Source organism: Curtobacterium sp. MMLR14_006 (assembly GCF_001864985.1).
Classification (GTDB): domain Bacteria; phylum Actinomycetota; class Actinomycetes; order Actinomycetales; family Microbacteriaceae; genus Curtobacterium.
The window spans coordinates 1-19,297 of record NZ_MJGU01000020.1; the positions used below are offsets into that span (position 1 = coordinate 1).

Here is a 19,297-nt window from a genome sequence, read left to right on the forward strand (position 1 = left end):
CGGTCGAAGCGACGCGGGGCACGGTCGTCCCGGTCGAAGCGACGCGGAGCACGGTCGTCGCGGCGCTGGCCGGCGTCGCGCGGCTCCCAGTTCGGACGGGCCGGGCGGTCGCCCTGCGCCGAGCGGCCGCGACGCTCCTCGGCGTCCCAGCGCTGCTTCTGGCGCGGCTGCGACGGGTCGGCGGCGCGGAAGCCGCGGTGCTTGCTGCTGCGAGCGGCGGGGGTGCCGTTCGGGTGACGGACACGGTCGGAGGCGCGGTTGTCCGCGCCGCCCTTGTTGTACGGGGCCATGACTGCTTTCTCGGGTGCGCAACGTACCGCAGCGCCCGACAGCGACATCGGCGGGGGCTGCTTGCGGAGAGGGGGTTCATCCCGTCGCGATTCGACGTGATTCCAGCCCTCGAGCAACACACACCCAGCAGAAGTCCGTGATCACGATGTCACGGTGTCGAAGGCCGACCGGACGATCCTACGCGACCGGACGCCCCGGTACCAGCCCCGCCGGGACCGGCGGCCGTCCGCGCGGGGTGATCCGGGCCTCCTGACCGGCCTTCGACGACGCGCTCGCGCCCCTCAGGACTCGGCGAGCCGCTGCCGCTGCTCGGCGACGTCGAAGTCGGCCGCGGGCCACGACAGGTGCATGTCCTCGAGCGCGCGGAGCAGCAGCTGCTGCACGGCGAGCCGGGCGTACCACTTGCGGTTCGCCGGCACGACGTACCAGGGCGCCTGCGGCGTCGAGGTCCGGTCGAACACGATCTGGTAGGCCTCCTGGTACTCGTCCCAGCGCAGCCGCTCGTCGATGTCGGCGGGGTTGAACTTCCAGTGCTTGTCCGGGCGGTCGAGCCGATCGCCGAGCCGTTCGCGCTGTTCGTCCTTCGAGATGTGCAGCATGACCTTGACGACCGTCGTGCCCTGCTCGACGAGGCGCTGCTCGAAGTCGACGATCGCGCCGTAGCGACGTTCGATCTCGTCCGGCTCGGCGAACGACCGAACGCGCTGGATGAGGACGTCCTCGTAGTGGGACCGGTCGAACACGCCGAGCTGCCCCGCTTCCGGCAGCTGCCGCTCGATGCGCCACAGGAAGTCGTGCTGGCGTTCCTCGGCGGTCGGGACCTTGAAGCCGGCGTAGTGCACACCGTTCGGGTCGACCGCACCGACGACGTGCGAGACGATGCCGCCCTTGCCCGCGGTGTCCATCGCCTGCAGGACGAGCAGGACGCGTCGCTCGTCCCCACCGGTGGAGGCCGCGTACAGGCGCTCCTGCAGGGCGGCGAGCCGCGAGGAGCCGGCGGCGAGCGCCTCGAGGCCGTCGATCTTGCGGCCGGGGAAACCCGGCGTCGCGTCGGGGTCGACCTGGTCGAGGCGGAACCCGGGCTCGAGCCGCAACAGCGGCTCGGGGTCGGCGTTCCACGACTTGCGACTGCTCATGGGTCCTCCTGCGGTCCGGCGTCGCCCCTCATCCTGCACCACCGTGGTGACGAGCAGTGGCCCCGCTCGTCCGCCTGTGGACAACTGTCCCTCCTCCGCTCGGGTGACGTCCGGCGCGCTGCCTGCGGCTACCGTTGATCCGGTGAACCCCGGCCGCCGCACAGTGCTCGCACTCGTCGCAGCGGTCGTGGCGCTCGGGGTGGCGACCGGGTGCAGCACGGACCCGCTCGGCGACGGGAACACGACGGTCACCGCGGACAGCGTCATCTACCCGCTGTCGTTGCAGTACCACGGCATCGACGTGGTCGCCGACGTCCCCTACGGAGCCGACCCGCTCCAGCGCATGGACGTGTGCCTGCCCGCGGACAGCGAGCCGGAGACGTCGGCGACCCCGACCGCGACCCCCACGGCCGGTGCCTCCGCAGCACCGGACGACGCCGCAGCAGCGGCCGCCGCCGGTCCGGGCACCGGGCGTCCGGCCGTGATGATGATCCACGGCGGCAGCTGGTCGCACGGCGACAAGGCGACCGCGGCGTACCGGTCCGTCTGCCAGTACCTCGCCTCCGAGGGCTTCGTCACCTTCAACGTGGACTACCGGCTCGCGCCGACCGACCCGTTCCCGGCCGGCCTCGACGACGTCCGTCGCGCGCTCGACTACGTCTTCCGACCAGCGACGCTCGAGACCTACGACGTCGACCCGCAACGCGTCGGCCTGTTCGGCGGCAGCGCCGGCGGGAACCTCGCCGCGATGCTCGCCGTCACCGACCACGAGTCGAGCGCCTTCGCCGAGGGCGACCGGATCCGCGCCGTGGTCGACCTGAGCGGGCCGACCAACCTGACGCGCCGTTCCACGGAGCCGGACGGGGTCTCCGCCTCGTTCCAGCGGAAGCAGCTGCTGTACCTGGGCTGCCGGAACTACACGGCGTGCCCGGCGGCGGTGCGGGCGTCGCCCGAGTACCACGTGACGTCGGACACGGCGCCGTTCTTCATCGGGCACTCGACCGACGAGTTCATCCCGCTGTGGGAGTCGCAGGAGTTCGCAGCGACGCTCCGCGAGCACGACGTGCCGGTGACCTTCATCGCGGTGGAGGGCTCGGCGCACTCGATCGCGCAGCTGGACGAGGCCATGAGCCGCCGCGTGGTGACCTTCCTGCGCGCCGAGCTGGGCTGACCGCGCGGGCGCCGGACGGCCCCGCTCGACCGCCCCCGCACGGTCGCCCCGTCTGGGTGGCACCCGGACTCGGGACTGCCCTCCGGGCGCGGGCGGGGTCAGACTCCGGGGGTGACCGACACCTCGACGAGCCCTACCCGCGCCGATGCCGCCCGCTGGGAGCACTCCGCGCTGCGGACGGTCGTCGAGCTGTCCCTCGGACTGACCTTCACCGCCGCGGTGGCGTTCGGCGGCTACGCGGCTGCGTCCGGCGGGCAGCTCCGTGTGGTGTCGCAGGTCGCCGGCGTGCTGTTCCTGGTCGCGCTGACCTGCGTGCTGGTCTCCTGGTTCCGCGCGGTCGAGCAGGACGAACGAACCGAGCGCACGCGTAGGACGCCTGCCGGCGTTCCCGCGGTCCCGACCGACGTCATCGCGCTCGTCGACGCCGAGTACCGGCGCTAGCCGACCCGGCTCGAGCTCCGACCGGCGCGGCACCGAGGTCGCACGACCCGCCGCACGACCGCCGCCGACGTCGCACGTTCTGTCGCCTGCGGCCCCGCCGAACGGCAGTTCCTGCGACCTCGACGGCGGACACCTCGGCCGCCCCGGCGCCCACTGACCGGGCACCGGACGGGCTCGCGCCAGCCGGCCCGCTCCGAGGTCGCACGACCCGCCGCACGACGGCCGGCGAGGTCGCACGACCGTTCGCCCGCGGCCCCGCCGAACGGCAGTTCGTGCGACCTCGACGGCGAGTCCGCCGACTTCGTGCGACCTCGACGGCGAGTCCGCCGACGACGGACACCCGGGCCGTGGCTACGCCGCCGCCTTCGCCCGGGCGCGCTCCTGCCGGCGCTCGGCGCGCTCCTGCTTGCGCAGCGCGCGGTCCTCCTTGCGGGTGCGACCGGCAGCGATGCGGTCAGCCCGGCGTTCCGCGCGCCGCTCGACGACGAAGTACAGCGCCGGCAGCACCACGAGGGTGAGCAGCGTCGACGAGACCAGGCCGCCGATCACCACGAGGGCGAGCGGCTGCGAGATGAAGCCGGACTTGCCGGTCAGCCCGATCGCCATCGGCACGAGCGCGAAGATCGTCGCGAGCGCCGTCATGAGGATGGGGCGGAGACGCCGGGTGGCGCCCTCGACCAGGGCCTCGGCGACGCGCAGGCCCCTGCGGCGGTACTGGTTCACGAGGTCGATGAGCACGATGGCGTTCGTCACGACGATGCCGACGAGCATGAGCAGGCCGATGAGCGAGGCCACCCCGAGCGGGATGCCCGTGATGATCTGCAGCAGCAGCGCACCGGTCGCCGCGAACGGCACCGACACGAGCAGCAGCAGCGGCTGGAGCAGGCTCCGGAAGGTCGCCACCATGATCACGTAGACGATGAGGATCGCGACGAGCGCGGCGAGCAGCAGCTGGCTGAACGCGGACGACTGGCTGGACGCGACGCCGCCGATCGACGCCGACGCGCCCCGCGGCAGGTCGAGGCGGTCGACCGCTGCGGTGACGTTCTGCACGGCCGCACCGAGGTTCGTCGAGTCCGGCGTGACCGTGATCGTGGCGGTGCGGGCCGCGTTCGACGTCGTGATCGTGGTCGGCCCCTCGGACCGTTCGACGGTCGCCAGGTCGGACAGCGGCACGTCGCCCGAGGCCGTCGGGATCGACAGCGCCCGGAGCGCCTTCGCCGTGGTGGGCGGCTCGGGGGCGGCGATGTAGACGTCGAGGGTGGCGTCCTCGATCTCGACGCTGCCGGTGTCGCGCGGGGAGATCGCCGCGGCGACGATCCCGCCGACCTGGGTCTCGGTCAGCCCCTTCGCGGCGGCCTTCTCGCGGTCCACCTTGACGGCCAGGAACGGCTCGGCGGCGGACAGGTTGCTCGTCGCGCCGGTGGTGCCGTCGACGCCGCGCATCTCGCGCAGGACCTGCTGCGCCGCGGTGCGGAGCTCGGACTGGGTCGGCGCGGTGACGTCGACCTCGATGTCGCTCGAGCCGCCGAAGCCGCCGCCGGCCGACGACAGCGAGACCTCGCCGACGTCGTCGATCGCCTCGATGCGGTCGCGCGCCGTGGACTGCACGGTGGTCTGGTCGGCACCCGCGTCGGTGGTGACGTTGTACTGCACGGACGCCGACGCTCCCCCGCCGAAGGCCGCCTGGATCGACTGGCCGCTCGACCCGATGGTGGTCTGCACGGTCTCGACGCCGGAGACGTCCTGCAGTACCCGCTCGACCTTCCGCGCGGCGTCGGACTGCACGGCCAGGCTGGTGCCCGGCGTCAGGTCCTGCGTGACCGTGAACGTGTTCTGGCCGGAGTCGCCGAGGTAGTTCGTCTTCACGAACGGCACCGCGGCGGCCGTGCCGCCGAGCACGAGGACGGCCAGGACGAGGACGACCGCCGGCCGCCGCATGACCCAGCGGAGCACGGGCTGGTAGCCGCGCTGCAGCCGGTCGGGCCGTCCGGCGTCGTGCAGGTCCGCGGCGGACCCGAGCTCGCCGGGCGACGCGGACCCGGTGGCGGGCGCAGCCGCCGTCACGGCGTCGTCGCCGTCGCCCTCCGCCACCGCGTGCCGGTGCGCCTTCGGTGCGCGGAGGAACCAGTACGCGAGCACCGGGACGATGGTGAGCGACACGAGGAGCGACGCCACGAGCGCCATCGTGACGGTGAGCGCGAACGGACGGAACAGCTCGCCGACGAGCTCGGCGACGAACGCCACCGGCAGGAACACGGCGACCGTGGTGAGGGTCGAGGCGGTGACCGCACCGGCGACCTCGCGGACGGCCTCGCGGACGGCCTGCGCCCGGTCGACCCCGGGTTGCAGGTGTCGCTTGATGTTCTCGATGACGACGATCGAGTCGTCGACGACGCGGCCGATCGCGATGGTGAGGGCCGCGAGCGTGATGATGTTGAGGGTGTAGCCGGCGGCGCGCATGCCGATGGCCGCGAGCAGCACCGACGTCGGGATCGAGATGGCCGTGACCAGGGTCGACCGGACCGACAACAGGAACACCAGGATCACGAGGACGGCGAAGCCGAGGCCGAGCAGGCCCTCTTCGGCGAGCGAGTCGATGGACTGCTGGATGTAGGGCGCCTGGTCGAAGACGACGGTGAAGCGCGGGTCGCCCGCGACCTTGGCGGTGATGCCGGGCAGTGCCTGCTTCACGGTCTCGGAGACGTCGACGGTGTTCGCGTCCTGCGTCTTCGTGATGGCGATGGTCAGGGCGGTCTCGCCGTCGACGCGGCTGATCGAGGTGCGCGGCGACTCCTCGATCGCGACCTTCGCGACGTCGCCGAGCGACGTCGGCGTCGTGGTCGTGGTCGTCGCGTCCGACGTGCCGCTCGCGGTGGTCCCGGTGCCGGTGGCCGGACTGGAGGCACTGCCCGCGCCCGTCACGCCGCTGCCGTCCGCCGTGCCGGTCGCGCCCGGGGCGCCGGTCGCGCCCGACGTGCCCGTCGCGTCGGTCGAGCCGCTCCCGGCCCCGGTGGAGTCGGAGGACGACGACGAGGACGACGACGTCAGGGGCAGTGCCTCGATGTCGGCGACCGAGGCGATCCGCTCGCCCGTCTGCACGGACAGGGTCGAGCCGTCCTGCGTGATGGTGCCGCCGGGGATGAGCGTGCCGTTGTCGTCGAGCGCGTCGGAGATCGACTGCGTGGTGAGCCCGCGTGCGGCGAGCTCGTCCTCGTCCGGGGTGATGACGACGCGACGGCCCGGGTTGCCGAAGACGTCGGCCTGACGCACCCCGTCGAGCTTCTCGAGGTCGGGGACGGCGGTCGCGTTGAGGCGGTCGACGAGCTGCTCCTGGTCGCCCTCGCCGGTGACGGCGAGCTGGAGCACGGGCAGGTCGTCGAACGAGCCCGTGACGATCTGCGTCTGCACCGAGTCGGGCAGCGACAGCGCGTTCACCGCGGTCTGGATCTTGTCCTCGGCGCTGGCCAGGTTCGACCCGTAGTCGAACGAGGCCGACACGACGCTCTGCCCGGTCGACGAGGTCGCGGTCGTCGACTCGAGGTCCGGGACGACCTGGATCGCCTGCTCGATCTTCGTCGCGACGTCGTTCGAGACGACCTCCGGCGTCGCCCCGGGGTAGGCGCTGACGATCGCCACCTGGGGGAACTCGACGCTCGGGATGAGCTCCTGCTTGAGGCTCGTCAGCGAGATCCCACCGAACACAGCGACGACGATGGTGACGAGCGCGATGAGGGCACGGTTGCGGAGGCTGAAGACCGAGAGGAGGTGCACGGTCCGATCCTCGCAGGCGCAGCCGACAGCCGCGCGCTTCAGCCGCTGATCAGCAGGTACGCACCGAGGACCCCGAGCGTCCCGAGCACCCCGGTGCCGAGTGCGACGACCCGGCCGAGCGGCGTGCGGGCGGTGCCCACCCCGAGCAGGAGCAGCGCGACCCCGACGACGACCTCGACGACCCACGTGGCGTGGCCGGTCGTGGCGGCGACCTGGAGCAGTGCCCGGATGCCCTCGCCGACGAGCACGGCGGCGCTGACGCCGAGCGCCCCCGCCCGCCAGCGCTCGTCGCGGGACCGGACGGACACGGCGACGGCCCCCGCGAGCAGGCCGGCCGGCACCCCGAGCAGGACCCACGGGTTCGTGATCGACAGGGAGTCCGGGTACCCGCGCAGGTTCGAGGTGGCCCAGTAGCCGACGTGCATGAGCTCGAGCAGCACCACACCGAGCACCATGGCGAGGGGCAGTGCGGACCGACCGGCCCGGACACCGGCGGCCAGGCAGAGCGCCGCGGCGACGACGAACCACGGGCCGGCCGAGTTCGACGCCGACGACAACGCCGGCACGGCCTGCCCGAACGACGTGCCCACCCCGGCCAACAGCGCGCCGCTCAGCGCCATCGTGACCCGGGCGGCGGCCGGGACCGCCGGGCACCCGGACGGCACGGGGTCCCCGGAGGTCGTCGGTCGGGTGCCGGAGGTCAGGGTCGCGTCCACGGCTCCAGGATCGCCGCCCGGCACCCGCCGCACATCATCCGCGGGGTCGAGTCCGTTCCCCGCGGGTCAACCGTCCGGATGAGACGCTCAGACCACGGCGGCCAGCGATCCCCGCGTGCCGGTCGCCTCGCCGCCGACGCGCGCCCACGCCCGTCCGAGGACGTCGACGAGACGCCCCCGGTCCGAGGGTCCCATCGTGAACGGCACCCGCAGGAAGCGTTCGAACCCGCCGTCCGGACCGAAGACCCCGCCCGAGGCGAGCACGACGCCCTCGGCCCGCGCGGCGAGCACGAGCGCGCTGGAGACCGGACGGCCGAGCCCCACCCACGTCGTCAACCCGCCCGCCGGTGACGGGACGTCCCACTCCGGCAGCCGCGTCCGGAGCGCGGCCACGACCTCGTCGCGACCGTCGCACAGGGTCGCACGCCGCGCCTCCAGGACGGCCGCCGTCCGCGGCACCAGCTCGCGCGCGACCAGCTGGTCGAGCACGGGGGTGCCGAGGTCGCCCGTCGGGCGGGCGCGGAGCAGCCGCTGCAGCAGTGCGGGTGCCGCGCGGACCCAGCCGATCCGCAGGCCGCCCCAGAAGACCTTGGCCGCCGAGCCGATCATCACGACCGACGTGCCGTCGGGGTCCGCGGCGGCGAGCGGGGCGGACGCCTCGCCGTCGATCCGCAGCTCGCCCATGGTCTCGTCGGCGACGACGACGGTGCCGACCGACGCCGCGACGGACAGCAGCAGGCGGCGGGTCTCCGCCGACATCGTCGCGCCGGTCGGGTTGTGCAGCTCCGGCATGACGTAGGCGACGGCCGGGGCGGCGCGACGCAGCGTCGTCTCGAGCGCGGTCGCGTCCCACCCGGTCCGTGCGTCCACGGGGACGCCGACCAGACGTCCGCCGGCCTCGCGGAAGGCCTCGTGCGCGTGCGGGTAGGTCGGCGACTCGACGAGCACGGCGTCGCCGCGGCGGACGAGCACACGGGCGAGCAGCGCGATCGCGTGCTGCGCGCCGATGGTGACGACGATCTGCGACGGGTCGGTCGGCAGGCCCCGTTCCGTGTAGCGCGCGGCGACGGCGGCGCGGAGACCCGGGTCGCCGACGGTGTCGTAGCCGATCCCGGCGAGCGCCGCGGGGACGTGGCGCACCGCACGGTCGATCGCCTCGGCGACCCCCGGTGCCGCGTGCAGGGCCGCCTTGCGCAGGTCGAGGAGTCCGCCGTCGACCACGCCGCCGAGCCGTTCGGGGTCCGGTCGCCCGGCGAGCTCCCGGGGCAGGCGGACCACGCTGCCGGAGCCCCGGACCGAGGTGAGGAACCCGTCGGACCGCAGCCGGGCGTAGGCGTTCGCGACCGTCGTGCGGGACACCCCGAGGGCGTCCGCGAGCCCGCGCTCGGCGGGCAGCCGCGCTCCGAGCGGGACCCGACCGTCGATGACGAGCACGCGGAGCGCGTCGGACAGCGCCTCGTACGCCGGCGCGTCGGTGGCGACCCGCCAGTCGGTGAGCAGGAGGGCGGCGGAGCGGGCGCTCAGCAGGACGGGGGTCACGGGTCCACCGTAGCCCGATTGGCTCTCGACCAGCAGTCCAATCCGTCGCCACGATGGAGCCATGTCCCTGACCCTCCGGTTCGTGCAGCTCCTCGTCGGCCTGTTCCTCTACGGCGCCGCGACCGCGCTCCAGGTCCGGGCCGTCGTGGGCGTCAGCTCGTGGACGGTCCTGACGCAGGGGCTCGAGCACGTGGTGCCGTGGTCGTTCGGCGTCATCACGATCGTGTCGAGCGGGGTGGTCCTGCTGTTCTGGATCCCGCTGCGGCAGAAGCCGGGGATCGGCACGCTGCTCAACGCGCTCGCCATCGGCCCGAGCGCCGACCTCGTGCTCTGGGCCGTACCGGAGCCGGACGGGCTCCTCCCCCGGATCGCGCTGTTCACCGCGGGCCTCGTGCTGCTCGCGGTCGCCACCGCCTTCTACATCGGTGCCGGCTTCGGCACCGGGGCCCGTGACGGGTTGATGGTCGGCCTGCACGAACGGCTCGGCTGGCCGATCTGGTTCGCCCGGACCCTGGTCGAGGTCACGGTCGTCGTCGTGGGATGGGTGCTCGGCGGCGACGTCGGGGTGGGGACCGTCGTCGCCGCGTTCGCGATCGGCCCGATGGTGCAGCCGATCATGCCGTTGTTCCGTCGGTTCCCCTGGAGCCCCGAGCGGCAGGCCCGCACAGCAGCCGCGCCCGGTGCGACCGCCGCGCCCGCTCCTGCTCCTGGCCCGTGACCGGGCCGGCACCCGAGCGGCTCCCAGGAACGCGACATAGCGTGTGCTCCACGACGCGATACATCGCGAGTTCGAGGAGACAACATGGCACAGGAGAAGTGGCTCGTCGAGGAGCCCAAGGTCATCGACACCGGCATCGTCCGACGCCTGCGCGTCGGGCTCGTCGCCGGTCAGGTGGACGTCGTCGCACACGACGAGCCCACGGCACGGGTCGAGGTGCACCGCGTGTCCGGCAAGGCCCTCAAGATCGAGGTCGACGGCGACACGCTGACGGTCGACCACCCCCAGATCCGGTGGGACGACCCGGTCGGCTTCGTCCGGTCCTTCAGCGGCAAGCCCACCGCGGACGTCAGCATACTGGTCCCGCGCGACGTCGCGGTGACGCTCGGGGTCGTGTCCGCCGGCGCGCTGCTGTCCGGGACGAACCGCGGTGCGAACCTCAACTCGGCGACCGGTGACCTCGTGGTCGACGGCGTCGCGGGTGACGTCGCCGTCAACGCGGTGTCCGGCACCACCACGGTCCGCGAGCTCGACGGCGCACTGACGGTCCGCACCGTCTCCGGTGACGTCGTCGCGACCGGCCCGATCTCCCGCTTCTCGGCGGACGGCGTCTCCGCCGACGTCGTGCTCGACCTGCACGGCGTGCCCGAGTCCGCCCGGGTGAACACCGTGTCCGGCCGCGTGAGCGTCCGCCTCGAGGACGGCGTCGCGTACCAGGCCACCGTGAGCACGGCCACCGGCAGGCTGCAGTTCGACGACGCCGAGCTCCGCGGCGTGCGCGGCACCCACGTCGAGCAGGGCGGGGAGCTCTCCGGCCGCTGGCTCGAGCTCCGCGTGAAGTCCGTGTCGGGCGACATCGCGGTGGTGCACGCACCGCCGGTCCCCGCTCCGGCCGGCCTGCCCTCCGACGGCGCCGCCGACCAGGCGCAGGACCCGACGGCGGTGCACGAATGAGCCCCGTCTTCGCGCACGGCCACCTGCGCCTCTACCTGCTCGTCCTGCTCGCCGACCACCCGATGCACGGGTACGAGCTCATCCAGGCCCTCGGCGACCGGTTCGGCGGCACCTACGTGCCGAGCGCCGGCACGGTCTACCCGCGGCTGGCCAAGCTCGAGGAGGACGGCCTCGTCACGAAGACCGCCGACGGCCGCAAGACCGTCTACGCGATCACCGACGCCGGCCGTGCCGAGCTCGACGCCCGCGCCGACGAGGTCACCGCGGTGCAGTCCGGCGTCGCCGACTCGGTGAAGTCCCTGGCGGACGGCGTCCGCGCCTCGGTCGGCGAGGCGATGCGGTCACTGCGCGCGGACCTGGCGGCCTCGGCCGAGACCCCCGACCCGGCGACCCCGGCCGCCGAGCCTGAGTCGGTCCCGTCGGACGGCGCCCGTGCCCTGCGTGAACTCGAGATGGCGCTGTCGTCGTTCCGGCAGCAGGTCCGCGCCGACCTGCGACGCCGTGCGACCCGCGGCACGCTCGGTCCGGACACCGTGACGCGCCTGCGCGACGGCCTGGAGGCCCTGCGCAAGTCCCTCTGAGACCGCCGGCCGACGCGGCGGACAGGAGCCGAGCCTCCCGTCCGCCGCGTCGGAGCCACGTTCCGCGACCTGCCGGACGCGACCGGCAGCGGCACCAGCGCACAGCGCGCACGCGCGCCGCACCCGGCTACCGCAGCGGCGCGAACCCGTAGAAGACGCCTGCGGGATCGAGCGCCTCGCCGCGCTCGAGCCGGGCGACGGTCGTGCGCACGGCGGCGAGCTGCCGGGCGAGCCGGTCCCGCTCCCGTTCGAGCCACGCGACGTGCGTGGCGAGCACGGCGGCGGCGTCGTCCGGGGCCTCGTCCAGCAGCGCCCGGATCGCGGGCAGACCGAGTCCCTGCTCCCGCAGCAGCAGGATGCGCTGCAGCCGCACGAGCGCGCGGCCGTCGTAGCGCCGGACGCCACCGTCGCCGATCGCGGTCGGCGGCAGCAGACCGACGGCTTCGTAGTGCCGCAGGGTGCGGCTCGACACCCCGGCGGAACGCGCCACCGTGGCGATGCCGTGCGGCGCTTTCGCAGCAACGTCGTCCATGTCTGACGGATCGCTCATGCAGGACACGCTAGGGGTTGCCCCTGCGTCAACGACGAACCCGACCGTGCACCGTCGGCGGAACCGCTGCGCCGATCCGGGAATACGTGCCCTGCGGCCCGTGTTGACTCGCGCCCGGAACTGAGTAGGTTTGCCGCTCGTGACGAACGAGATCCGGTCGTTGAAAGCGCGACTGATCGGGGATCCCCTCCCCTCCGAGAAGCTCGAAGGACAGCTCCTCCCGAAGCACCTGGCCCTGCCGATCTTCGCGAGCGACCCGCTGTCCTCGGTGGCGTACGCGCCGCAGGAACTGCTCATGATCCTGCTGCTCGGGGGCATGGCGTTCCTGACGTTCGCCCCGTGGGTCGCCGCGCTCGTCGTGCTGCTGCTCGTGGTGGTCGTCGCGTCCTACCGGCAGCTCATCAAGGCGTACCCGTCCGGCGGCGGCGACTACGAGGTCGCCCACCGGAACCTCGGCGAGAAGGCCGGGCTCGTGGTGGCGAGCGCCCTGCTCGTCGACTACGTGATGACGGTCGCGGTGTCGGTGGCCTCGGGCGTCGACAACATCATCTCGGCACTGCCGGTGCTCAACGGCGTCCGCGTCGAGCTCGCCCTGGTGTTCGTCGTGCTCCTCGCCGCCACCAACCTGCGCGGGGTCCGCGAGTCGAGCAAGGCCTTCGCCGTCCCCACCTACCTGTTCGTGGCGAGCGTGTTCGTGATGGTCGTCACCGGGCTCGTCCGCGTCGCCGCCGGCCACGCGCCGGTCGCCGAGTCGGCCGGGTACACCGTCGACAACGTCGAGCACACCACGCAGGCGGCGTTCGTCCTGCTGCTCCTGCGCGCCTTCGCCTCGGGCTGCTCGGCGCTGACCGGCGTCGAGGCCATCGCGAACGGCGTGCAGGCGTTCCGCCGTCCGAAGATCCGGAACGCGCAGGCCACCCTGGTCGCCATGGGCGGCATCGCGATCGTCCTGTTCGTCGGGCTCATCACGCTGGCGCTCGTGTCGCACGTGCACTACGCCGAGCGCGCCTGCGACCTGCAGGGCTTCGCGGACTGCGCCACCACGCCGCAGCGCTCGCTCATCGCGCAGATCGCGGCGGCGACCTTCGGCAACGACTCGGTCCTGTTCTTCGTCATCCAGGCGACGACCGCGGCGGTCCTGCTCCTCGCGGCCAACACGGCCTTCAACGGGTTCCCGCTGCTCGGCTCGATCCTGGCGCGCGACTCCTACGCCCCGAAGGCGCTGTCGACCCGCGGCGACCGGCTCATCTACTCGAACGGCGTCATCGTGCTGGCCCTGGTCGCCGCGGCGCTGCTCGTGGTCTACCGGGCGAACGTCACGAGCCTCATCCAGCTCTACATCATCGGCGTCTTCGTGTCGTTCACGCTCGGCCAGACGGGCATGGTCGTGCACTGGACACGACTGCTGCGGGCCGACCGGGCGGGCACGGCCACGGAACCCGTGCACCGCGGCCAGGTCGTGCGCTCCCGGCTCATCAACACCGTCGGCGCGAGCTTCACGTTCGTCGTGCTCGTCATCGTCACGATCACGAAGTTCACGCACGGCGCCTGGCTCGTCTTCCTCATCATGCCGGTGCTCTACGTGCTGATGCTCGGTGTGAACCGCTACTACCGCGACGTCTCGCACGAGATCGAGGCGGACGTCGAGACGCGGTTCGGCGCCACCGGCGACCACGCGATCGTGCTGGTGAACAAGCTGCAGAAGCCGGTGCTCAAGGCGCTCGACTACGCGGTCGCCGCCGAGCACGCGAGCATCGAGGCGCTCCACGTCGCGATCGACGACGCGGACGCGCAGCGGCTGCGGGCGCAGTGGGCGGAGTTCGGCCTCGAGGTCCCGCTCACCATCGTGCCGAGCCCGTACCGCGACATCTCGATGCCGCTCATCAAGTACATCAAGGCGCACCGCCTCGAGCACGGCTCCGAGGTCGTGACGGTCTACACGCCCGTCTTCGTCGTCGGGCACTGGTGGGAGGGGCTGCTCCACAACCACCGGGGCCGCCGCATCCGCAAGAAGCTGCTGCTCGTGCACGGCGTGACGGTCGCCCTCGTGCCGTGGCTGCTCGACTCCTCGGAGCTGCTGTACGGCCGCCGGTCCCGTCCGCTGCCCGGGCAGGAACGCCGCGGCGAGCCCGTGCGGCCGCCGCTGCGCAGGACGTCGTCCGACGCACCGCAGGACCGCCTGCTCCGCTCGGCCCAGCGGAACAGCCTGCAGCCGCGCCGGGCGACGCGTCCGGCCGGTCCCGCCGAGGGCGCGGACCCCGCACTGTCCACCGGCGAGATCCGGGCCCTCGTCCCCGCACACCCGCGCCGTGCGGGCGACGAGTCGTAGCATCTGACGTCATGACGATCACCGACCTGCGCACCTTCGCCACGTTCGACGGCCACGGCGGCAAGGTCTCGAAGCGTGTCGAGGTGCTCGACCACGAGCCGCCGGCGGGCAGCCCGCACGAGGGCCTCGTCGCGGTGCGGGGCGAGCACCCGCTCGGCGCCCTGGACGAACGTGCCGCCGACGAGTCGGCGGCACTCACGCGGGGCGTCCCGAGCGTCGGGTGGGTGGACCCCGCGACGCTCCGCGACTGGTACCGCCCGGACCGCGTGGTCGTGTCCCGGCCGGAGGCACGGCAGTCCGGCATCACGCCCGGCCTGTACGCCGATTCGCGGGGACGCGGCCGCGTCCGCATCGACGGACTGGAGGCACGGCTCGCCCCCGACGGTCGGCCCGCCTTCCGCGCACTGGCCGGCCCCGACGACGCACCCGTGGTGGACGTGCCGCTGCCGACCGACCAGGCGGTCCGCCTGGTCGCGGTGTCCGAGGTGGACGAGGGACTCGAGGTCGTCACCGCCCCGGTGTCCCCCTTCCTGCAGCCCGGCGAGTACGCAGCGTACGACGACGACGTGCCCGGCCTGCCGCCACGGCCCGCCAGCGGCCGGGTCGCGGTCTCCGCCACCGTGCTGCTCGACGGCGCCCTGCACCCCGTCGATCGCATCGACGAGCGCGCCGCCACGATCTGGATCCTCCGGCAGGGCAGCGTCGTCCCGATCGCGACGAGCGCCGTCGGCCCCGACCTGGTGCGCTACACCGCCGTCCCGGTCTGAGACCCCGCGCCCGGCCCGCACACCGGGGGACGCGGGGGGACGTGGGGCTGCGTGCGGCGTCGGAGGTGCGGCGTAGCGTCCCGGGCATGAGTGACGCAGAAGAGACCATCGGCGGGGCCCGCCCGGACCCGTCCACCACCGCGAGCAAGGACCCCGAGCAGTGGGTCACCGGCGACGAGCCCATGACGGGTCCGCAGCGCAGCTACCTCGACACCCTGGCGCGCGAGGCCGGCGAGGAACTCCCCGCCGACCTCACCAAGGCCGAGGCGTCGGAGAACATCGACCGCCTGCAGCAGGAGACGGGCCGCGGCACCGACTCCTGATCGACCCTTCCTCCGGTGGACCGGTCCACGGGCCGGTCCGCCGTTCGGCGGACCGTTGTCTGGGGGTGTTCTGGTGAAGTCCGGACAGACCCCCGGACGAGGGGCATCGATGACGCGTCACCGGTTACCGTCGTCCCCATGCGAACGACATCGACCTCCATCGGCCTGACCGCGCTCCGCATCGTCCTCGGCGTGGTGTTCATCGCCCACGGTGCCCAGAAGTTCGCCCAGGGCATCCCGAACGTCGCCCAGGGCTTCGCCGGCATGGGCGTCCCCCTCGCCGACCTGGCCGCACCGCTCGTGGCCGGGCTCGAGCTCGTCGGCGGGGCACTCCTGGTGCTCGGCGTCGCGACCCGGGTCATCGGCGTCCTGCTCGCGGTCGACATGGTCGTCGCCGGGCTGCTCGCCCACGCGTCCTCCGGGTTCTGGTCGCAGGACGGCGGGTTCGAGTACGTGCTCGTGCTGGCCGTCGCCTCGCTCGCCGTGGCCCTCACCGGGCCGGGCCGGTTCTCGCTCGACGCCGTGGTCCTGCGGGCCTCCCGCCGCCGCCGTGGCGTCGAGGAGCCCCTGCCCGCCTGAGCCCGTCGGGGCGGGCCGGCCGGGCTGCGCGCTCGCGTGCTGCGGCGGCCGGTGGCGCTCCTGGCCGCTGCTGGTCGGGGGCCGGGCCACCGCAGGACGGGCGCCGGTTGCCGGTCGCCGCCGGCTGCCTGATGCCGACCGCCCGCTGCCGACCGCCCGCTGCTGGCCGCTGCTGGCCGCTGGCCGGTTGCTGCTTGCTGCTTGCCGCTCGCTGCTCGCTGCTGCGCTCGATCGCTTGATCGGTTGCCGCTGGCCGCTCGCAGCCGTCCGCCGGCCGCGGGCCGCTCGCCGCTGGGCGCTGGGCGCTGGGCGCTGGGCGCTGGGCTGGGCGCTTCAGGCTCCCGGCAGGGCAGCCAGCGCGTCCACGACCTGCCGGGCGATCACGCGACCGGCACGGTTCGCCCCGATCGTCGACGCCTGCGGCCCGTAGCCCGCCAGGAAGAGGCGCGGCTCGTCGACCGACCGCCCCTGCTCCACGACGACACCGCCGGCCGCGGTGCGCAGCCGCAGCGGTGCGAGGTGGCGCAGGTCCGCGCGGAACCCGGTCGCCCAGACCACGGCGTCCGCGTGCACGTGCTCGCCGTCGGCCGTCACCACCCCGGTCTCGTCCATCCGGCTGAACACCCGTTCGTCGCGGAGCACCCCGCGGTCGATGCCGGCCCGGATCCGCCGCGACACGGGGACGCCGGTCCCGCTGACGATGCTCGGCAGGACCTCGCCGGCGCGCGCCGCACGGTCCTGCTCGTCGACCGCGGCGACCGCGGACTCGAGGTCGAGCGCGGCCGACTCCGCCCAGACGACCGGGCGCCGCGTGAACCACCGTGTCGACCGCGCCACGCCGTCGAGTTCGAGCAGGAACCCGATCGCGCTCGTGCCGCCGCCCACCACGAGGACGTCCTGCCGCGCGAACTCACCCGCGGAGCGGTACTCGGTCGTGTCGAGCTGGCGACCGCGGAAGACGTCGCGCCCCGGGTACCAGGGCACGAACGGGGTTCCCCACGTGCCCGAGGCGTTCACCACGACGTCGGCGACGATGCGGGTGACCGAGCCGTCCGCGCTGCGGGTCGTCACGCAGAGGCCGTCGTCCGCGCCCGCGCGCTCGACGGACGTCACCGAAACCGGACGCCGCACCCGCAGGTCGTAGTGCTGCTCGAACCGCCGGTAGTACTCGGCGACGACGTCCCGCGCCGGTCGGGACCGGTCGGCGTCGTCGAACTGCAGCCCCATCGCCCGCATGCCCGGCAGGTCGTGCACGCGGTGCGCGGCACCGAGGCGGAGGGCCTCCCACCGGAACTGCCACGCGCCGCCCGTGCTCGGCGCGCGGTCGGTGATGACCAGGTCGTCGCCCGGCACGAGACCGAGGCGGCGCAGGTGGTACCCCACCGAGAGACCCGCCTGCCCCGCGCCGATCACGACCACGCGGGCACGCTGGTCGACTGGGTTGTCGCGAGGTTCGGTCATCACTTCGATTCTCCTGTGCACGCCAGCAGTCGCCGCGACGTCCAGATCGAGGTACATGGTAGAGTCATCGGCAGATTTCAAACCACGAACCGTCTGGTTCCCCGAGTGATCCTCCGTCATTCGCCAGGACCGGACCAGAGCCGAACGAGGGGGTCACGCATGGGGCGCGGCCGTCAGAAGGCGAAGCACACCAAGGTCGCCCGTGAGCTGAAGTACTTCAGCCCGCAGACGAACTACGGTGCACTCGAGCAGGAGCTCTCCGCCGGACAACACTCCGATGACGAACTCGTCGACCGCTGGGCGGACCAGTACGGTTCCGACCAGGACGACGTCGACGAGTACGACGCAGAGCAGGACCAGAACAAGTCCGCCTGACGTCGAATGCCGTCACGCCGCGCACCCTCGGGGAGCGCGGCGTTTCTGCGTGCGCGTGCCGTGCCGTCGCCACGCGCTGAGATCGCACTCCGGCCCGCATCCGCGAACAGGTTCTCGGACGAAGTGCGACCTCACCGCCCGATGTCGACCCGGGACGCCCCGGCTCGCGCCCGCGCGACGCACGACGTCCGCTGAGATCGCACTCCGGACCGCATCGGCGGACCGGTTCCGGCACGAAGTGCGATGTCACCGGCGCCCCGCCCCGGCCGGGCCCGACCCCGCGGGGTCGCACGACGTGCCGTCGGCCGGACGCCGGGGTCGCACGAGCTGCCGGGCCGGACGCGCCCGAGCGGCACTTCCTGCGACCTCGGCGGCCAGACCGGCCAAGCCGGACCGGCCAGGCGGCCAGACCGGCCAAGACAGGCCGGACGGCCCCGACGCGCCTCAGACCGCGTAGCTCCCGACGAGCCGCACGGCGCCGCCGTCGACGCCCTTGGCGCCCTGCTCGAAGCCGTCCAGGTCGCGCGCGCTCGTGGCGATGGTGCCGACCGGCCACGTGGGCAGCCCGGCGGCGCCGAGCGTGGCGATGACGTCGGTGGCCGCGGCGGCCGAGACGACGGCGAACATGCCGATGCCGAGGTTCCAGGTGCCCTCGGTGTCCTCGATGGGCGTCCCGGCCATGTCGGCGAGCACGCGGAAGACCGGGAGCGGCTGCCAGGTGGACCGGTCGACCTCGACCCAGGAGCCGACGGGCAGCACACGCGCCAGGTTCGCCGCGATGCCGCCGCCGGTGACGTGCGACAGCGAGTGCACGGCGCCGGGGTGCGACGACAGCAGGTCGAGCAGGGGGGACGTGTACAGGCGGGTGGGCTCGAGCAGGGCCTCGCCCACCGAGACCTGACCGCCGAACTCCGGCCCGGTGAACTCGGGCAGCTGGTCGGTGAAGCCGATGCCGCGTGACGCCAGGATGTGGCGCACGAGCGAGTAGCCGTTCGAGTGCAGCCCCGAGGACTCGATCGCCAGGACGACGTCGCCGTCCTCGACCCGGTCCGCGCCCAACACCGCGGAGGCCTCGACGACACCGGTCGCGGCGCCGGCCACGTCGTAGTCGTCCGGACCGAGCAGGCCCGGGTGCTCCGCGGTCTCGCCGCCGACCAGGGCGGTGCCCGTGGCCGAGCAGCCGCGGGCGATGCCGGCGACGATGTCCGCGATGCGGTTCGGCACGACGCGCCCGCAGGCGATGTAGTCGGTCATGAACAGCGGCTTCGCACCGACCACGACGATGTCGTCGACGACCATGCCGACGAGGTCCTGGCCGATGGTGTCGTGCTTGTCGATCGCCTGCGCGATGGCGACCTTCGTGCCGACGCCGTCCGTCGACGTGGCGAGCAGCGGCTTGTCGTAGGCGTGCAGGAAGGAGACGTCGTAGAGCCCGGCGAAGCCGCCGACGCCGCCGAGCACCGAGGTGGTGTGGGTGGCCGCGACCGCGGACTTCATGAGTTCGACGGCCAGGTCACCGGCGGCGGTGTCCACTCCGGCTTCGGCGTACGGGTTGGGCATGCTGAGTCCTTCGCGGTGACATGGCAGACTTG

17 protein-coding genes and 1 pseudogene are annotated in these 19,297 nt (G+C 73.3%); 10 read left to right on the forward strand and 8 right to left on the reverse strand.

The features are described 5' to 3' along the window. Both BIU94_RS07450 and BIU94_RS07455 read right to left on the reverse strand, forming a co-directional pair. Window positions 1-290, reverse strand: a pseudogene (locus BIU94_RS07450) (ATP-dependent helicase); the annotation flags it as partial. A 282-nt stretch (window positions 291-572) separates the two neighbouring features. Continuing rightward, complete coding sequence (locus tag BIU94_RS07455; protein WP_071256667.1) at window positions 573-1,427, reverse strand: polyphosphate kinase 2 family protein; 855 nt, start codon at window positions 1,425-1,427, stop codon at window positions 573-575. A 142-nt stretch (window positions 1,428-1,569) separates the two neighbouring features. Here BIU94_RS07455 and BIU94_RS07460 point away from each other — a divergent pair, with 142 nt between their 5' ends. Both BIU94_RS07460 and BIU94_RS07465 read left to right on the forward strand, forming a co-directional pair. Then, window positions 1,570-2,598: an alpha/beta hydrolase gene (locus tag BIU94_RS07460; protein WP_139195852.1), complete on the forward strand. Its 1,029-nt coding sequence runs from the start codon at window positions 1,570-1,572 to the stop codon at window positions 2,596-2,598. 111 nt (window positions 2,599-2,709) lie between these two features. Continuing rightward, the gene (locus tag BIU94_RS07465; protein ID WP_071256671.1) at window positions 2,710-3,039 is read left to right on the forward strand and encodes a hypothetical protein; all 330 of its coding nucleotides are present in this window, start codon (window positions 2,710-2,712) and stop codon (window positions 3,037-3,039) included. Between the two features lie 351 nt (window positions 3,040-3,390). Here the strand turns inward: BIU94_RS07465 and BIU94_RS07470 are convergent, their stop codons facing one another. The 3 genes from BIU94_RS07470 to BIU94_RS07480 form a co-directional block, all read right to left on the reverse strand. Further along, complete coding sequence (locus BIU94_RS07470) at window positions 3,391-6,813, reverse strand: efflux RND transporter permease subunit (RefSeq protein ID WP_071256678.1); 3,423 nt, start codon at window positions 6,811-6,813, stop codon at window positions 3,391-3,393. A 38-nt stretch (window positions 6,814-6,851) separates the two neighbouring features. Next, the gene (locus BIU94_RS07475; RefSeq protein ID WP_071256681.1) at window positions 6,852-7,529 is read right to left on the reverse strand and encodes a DUF6518 family protein; all 678 of its coding nucleotides are present in this window, start codon (window positions 7,527-7,529) and stop codon (window positions 6,852-6,854) included. Between the two features lie 87 nt (window positions 7,530-7,616). Then, entirely contained in the window at window positions 7,617-9,068 is a 1,452-nt protein-coding gene (locus BIU94_RS07480; RefSeq protein WP_071256683.1) for a PLP-dependent aminotransferase family protein, read from the reverse strand. A 61-nt stretch (window positions 9,069-9,129) separates the two neighbouring features. Here BIU94_RS07480 and BIU94_RS07485 point away from each other — a divergent pair, with 61 nt between their 5' ends. From BIU94_RS07485 to BIU94_RS07495, 3 genes are all read left to right on the forward strand, one after another. Continuing rightward, the gene (locus BIU94_RS07485) at window positions 9,130-9,786 is read left to right on the forward strand and encodes a YitT family protein (protein WP_071256687.1); all 657 of its coding nucleotides are present in this window, start codon (window positions 9,130-9,132) and stop codon (window positions 9,784-9,786) included. 84 nt (window positions 9,787-9,870) lie between these two features. Next, window positions 9,871-10,740 carry a DUF4097 family beta strand repeat-containing protein gene (locus BIU94_RS07490; protein ID WP_071256689.1) on the forward strand — a complete coding sequence of 290 codons (870 nt, stop codon included), beginning with the start codon at window positions 9,871-9,873 and terminating at the stop codon, window positions 10,738-10,740. Then, entirely contained in the window at window positions 10,737-11,321 is a 585-nt protein-coding gene (locus BIU94_RS07495) for a PadR family transcriptional regulator (protein ID WP_071256691.1), read from the forward strand. Before BIU94_RS07490 ends, BIU94_RS07495 begins: the two co-directional genes overlap by 4 nt. Window positions 11,322-11,448: 127 nt before the next feature. Here BIU94_RS07495 and BIU94_RS07500 read toward each other — a convergent pair whose 3' ends face one another. Further along, window positions 11,449-11,871, reverse strand: a complete 423-nt coding sequence (locus BIU94_RS07500) for a MerR family transcriptional regulator (protein WP_254784786.1) — start codon at window positions 11,869-11,871, stop codon at window positions 11,449-11,451. 130 nt (window positions 11,872-12,001) lie between these two features. Here BIU94_RS07500 and BIU94_RS07505 point away from each other — a divergent pair, with 130 nt between their 5' ends. The 4 genes from BIU94_RS07505 to BIU94_RS07520 all read left to right on the forward strand — a co-directional run bounded on the left by BIU94_RS07505 (window position 12,002) and on the right by BIU94_RS07520 (window position 15,869). Further along, window positions 12,002-14,200, forward strand: a complete 2,199-nt coding sequence (locus tag BIU94_RS07505; protein WP_071256695.1) for an APC family permease — start codon at window positions 12,002-12,004, stop codon at window positions 14,198-14,200. Between the two features lie 11 nt (window positions 14,201-14,211). After that, a complete protein-coding gene (locus tag BIU94_RS07510; RefSeq protein ID WP_071256698.1) occupies window positions 14,212-14,967 on the forward strand; it encodes a hypothetical protein in 756 nt (251 codons plus the stop codon). Between the two features lie 86 nt (window positions 14,968-15,053). Further along, complete coding sequence (locus BIU94_RS07515; RefSeq protein ID WP_071256703.1) at window positions 15,054-15,290, forward strand: DUF3072 domain-containing protein; 237 nt, start codon at window positions 15,054-15,056, stop codon at window positions 15,288-15,290. Between the two features lie 138 nt (window positions 15,291-15,428). Then, entirely contained in the window at window positions 15,429-15,869 is a 441-nt protein-coding gene (locus BIU94_RS07520; RefSeq protein ID WP_071256706.1) for a DoxX family protein, read from the forward strand. A gap of 333 nt (window positions 15,870-16,202) precedes the next feature. On the opposite strand, the gene BIU94_RS07525 is transcribed toward BIU94_RS07520, so the two are convergent. Beyond that, window positions 16,203-17,330 (reverse strand): NAD(P)-binding domain-containing protein, encoded by a 1,128-nt coding sequence (locus BIU94_RS07525; protein ID WP_071256708.1) that lies wholly within the window; start codon window positions 17,328-17,330, stop codon window positions 16,203-16,205. Between the two features lie 159 nt (window positions 17,331-17,489). Here BIU94_RS07525 and BIU94_RS07530 point away from each other — a divergent pair, with 159 nt between their 5' ends. Then, window positions 17,490-17,705, forward strand: a complete 216-nt coding sequence (locus BIU94_RS07530) for a DUF3073 domain-containing protein (protein ID WP_071256724.1) — start codon at window positions 17,490-17,492, stop codon at window positions 17,703-17,705. 444 nt (window positions 17,706-18,149) lie between these two features. Here the strand turns inward: BIU94_RS07530 and purM are convergent, their stop codons facing one another. Beyond that, on the reverse strand, window positions 18,150-19,265 hold the full coding sequence (gene purM, locus BIU94_RS07535) for a phosphoribosylformylglycinamidine cyclo-ligase (RefSeq protein WP_071256727.1): 1,116 nt from the start codon (window positions 19,263-19,265) through the stop codon (window positions 18,150-18,152). Window positions 19,266-19,297: the final 32 nt, after the last annotated feature.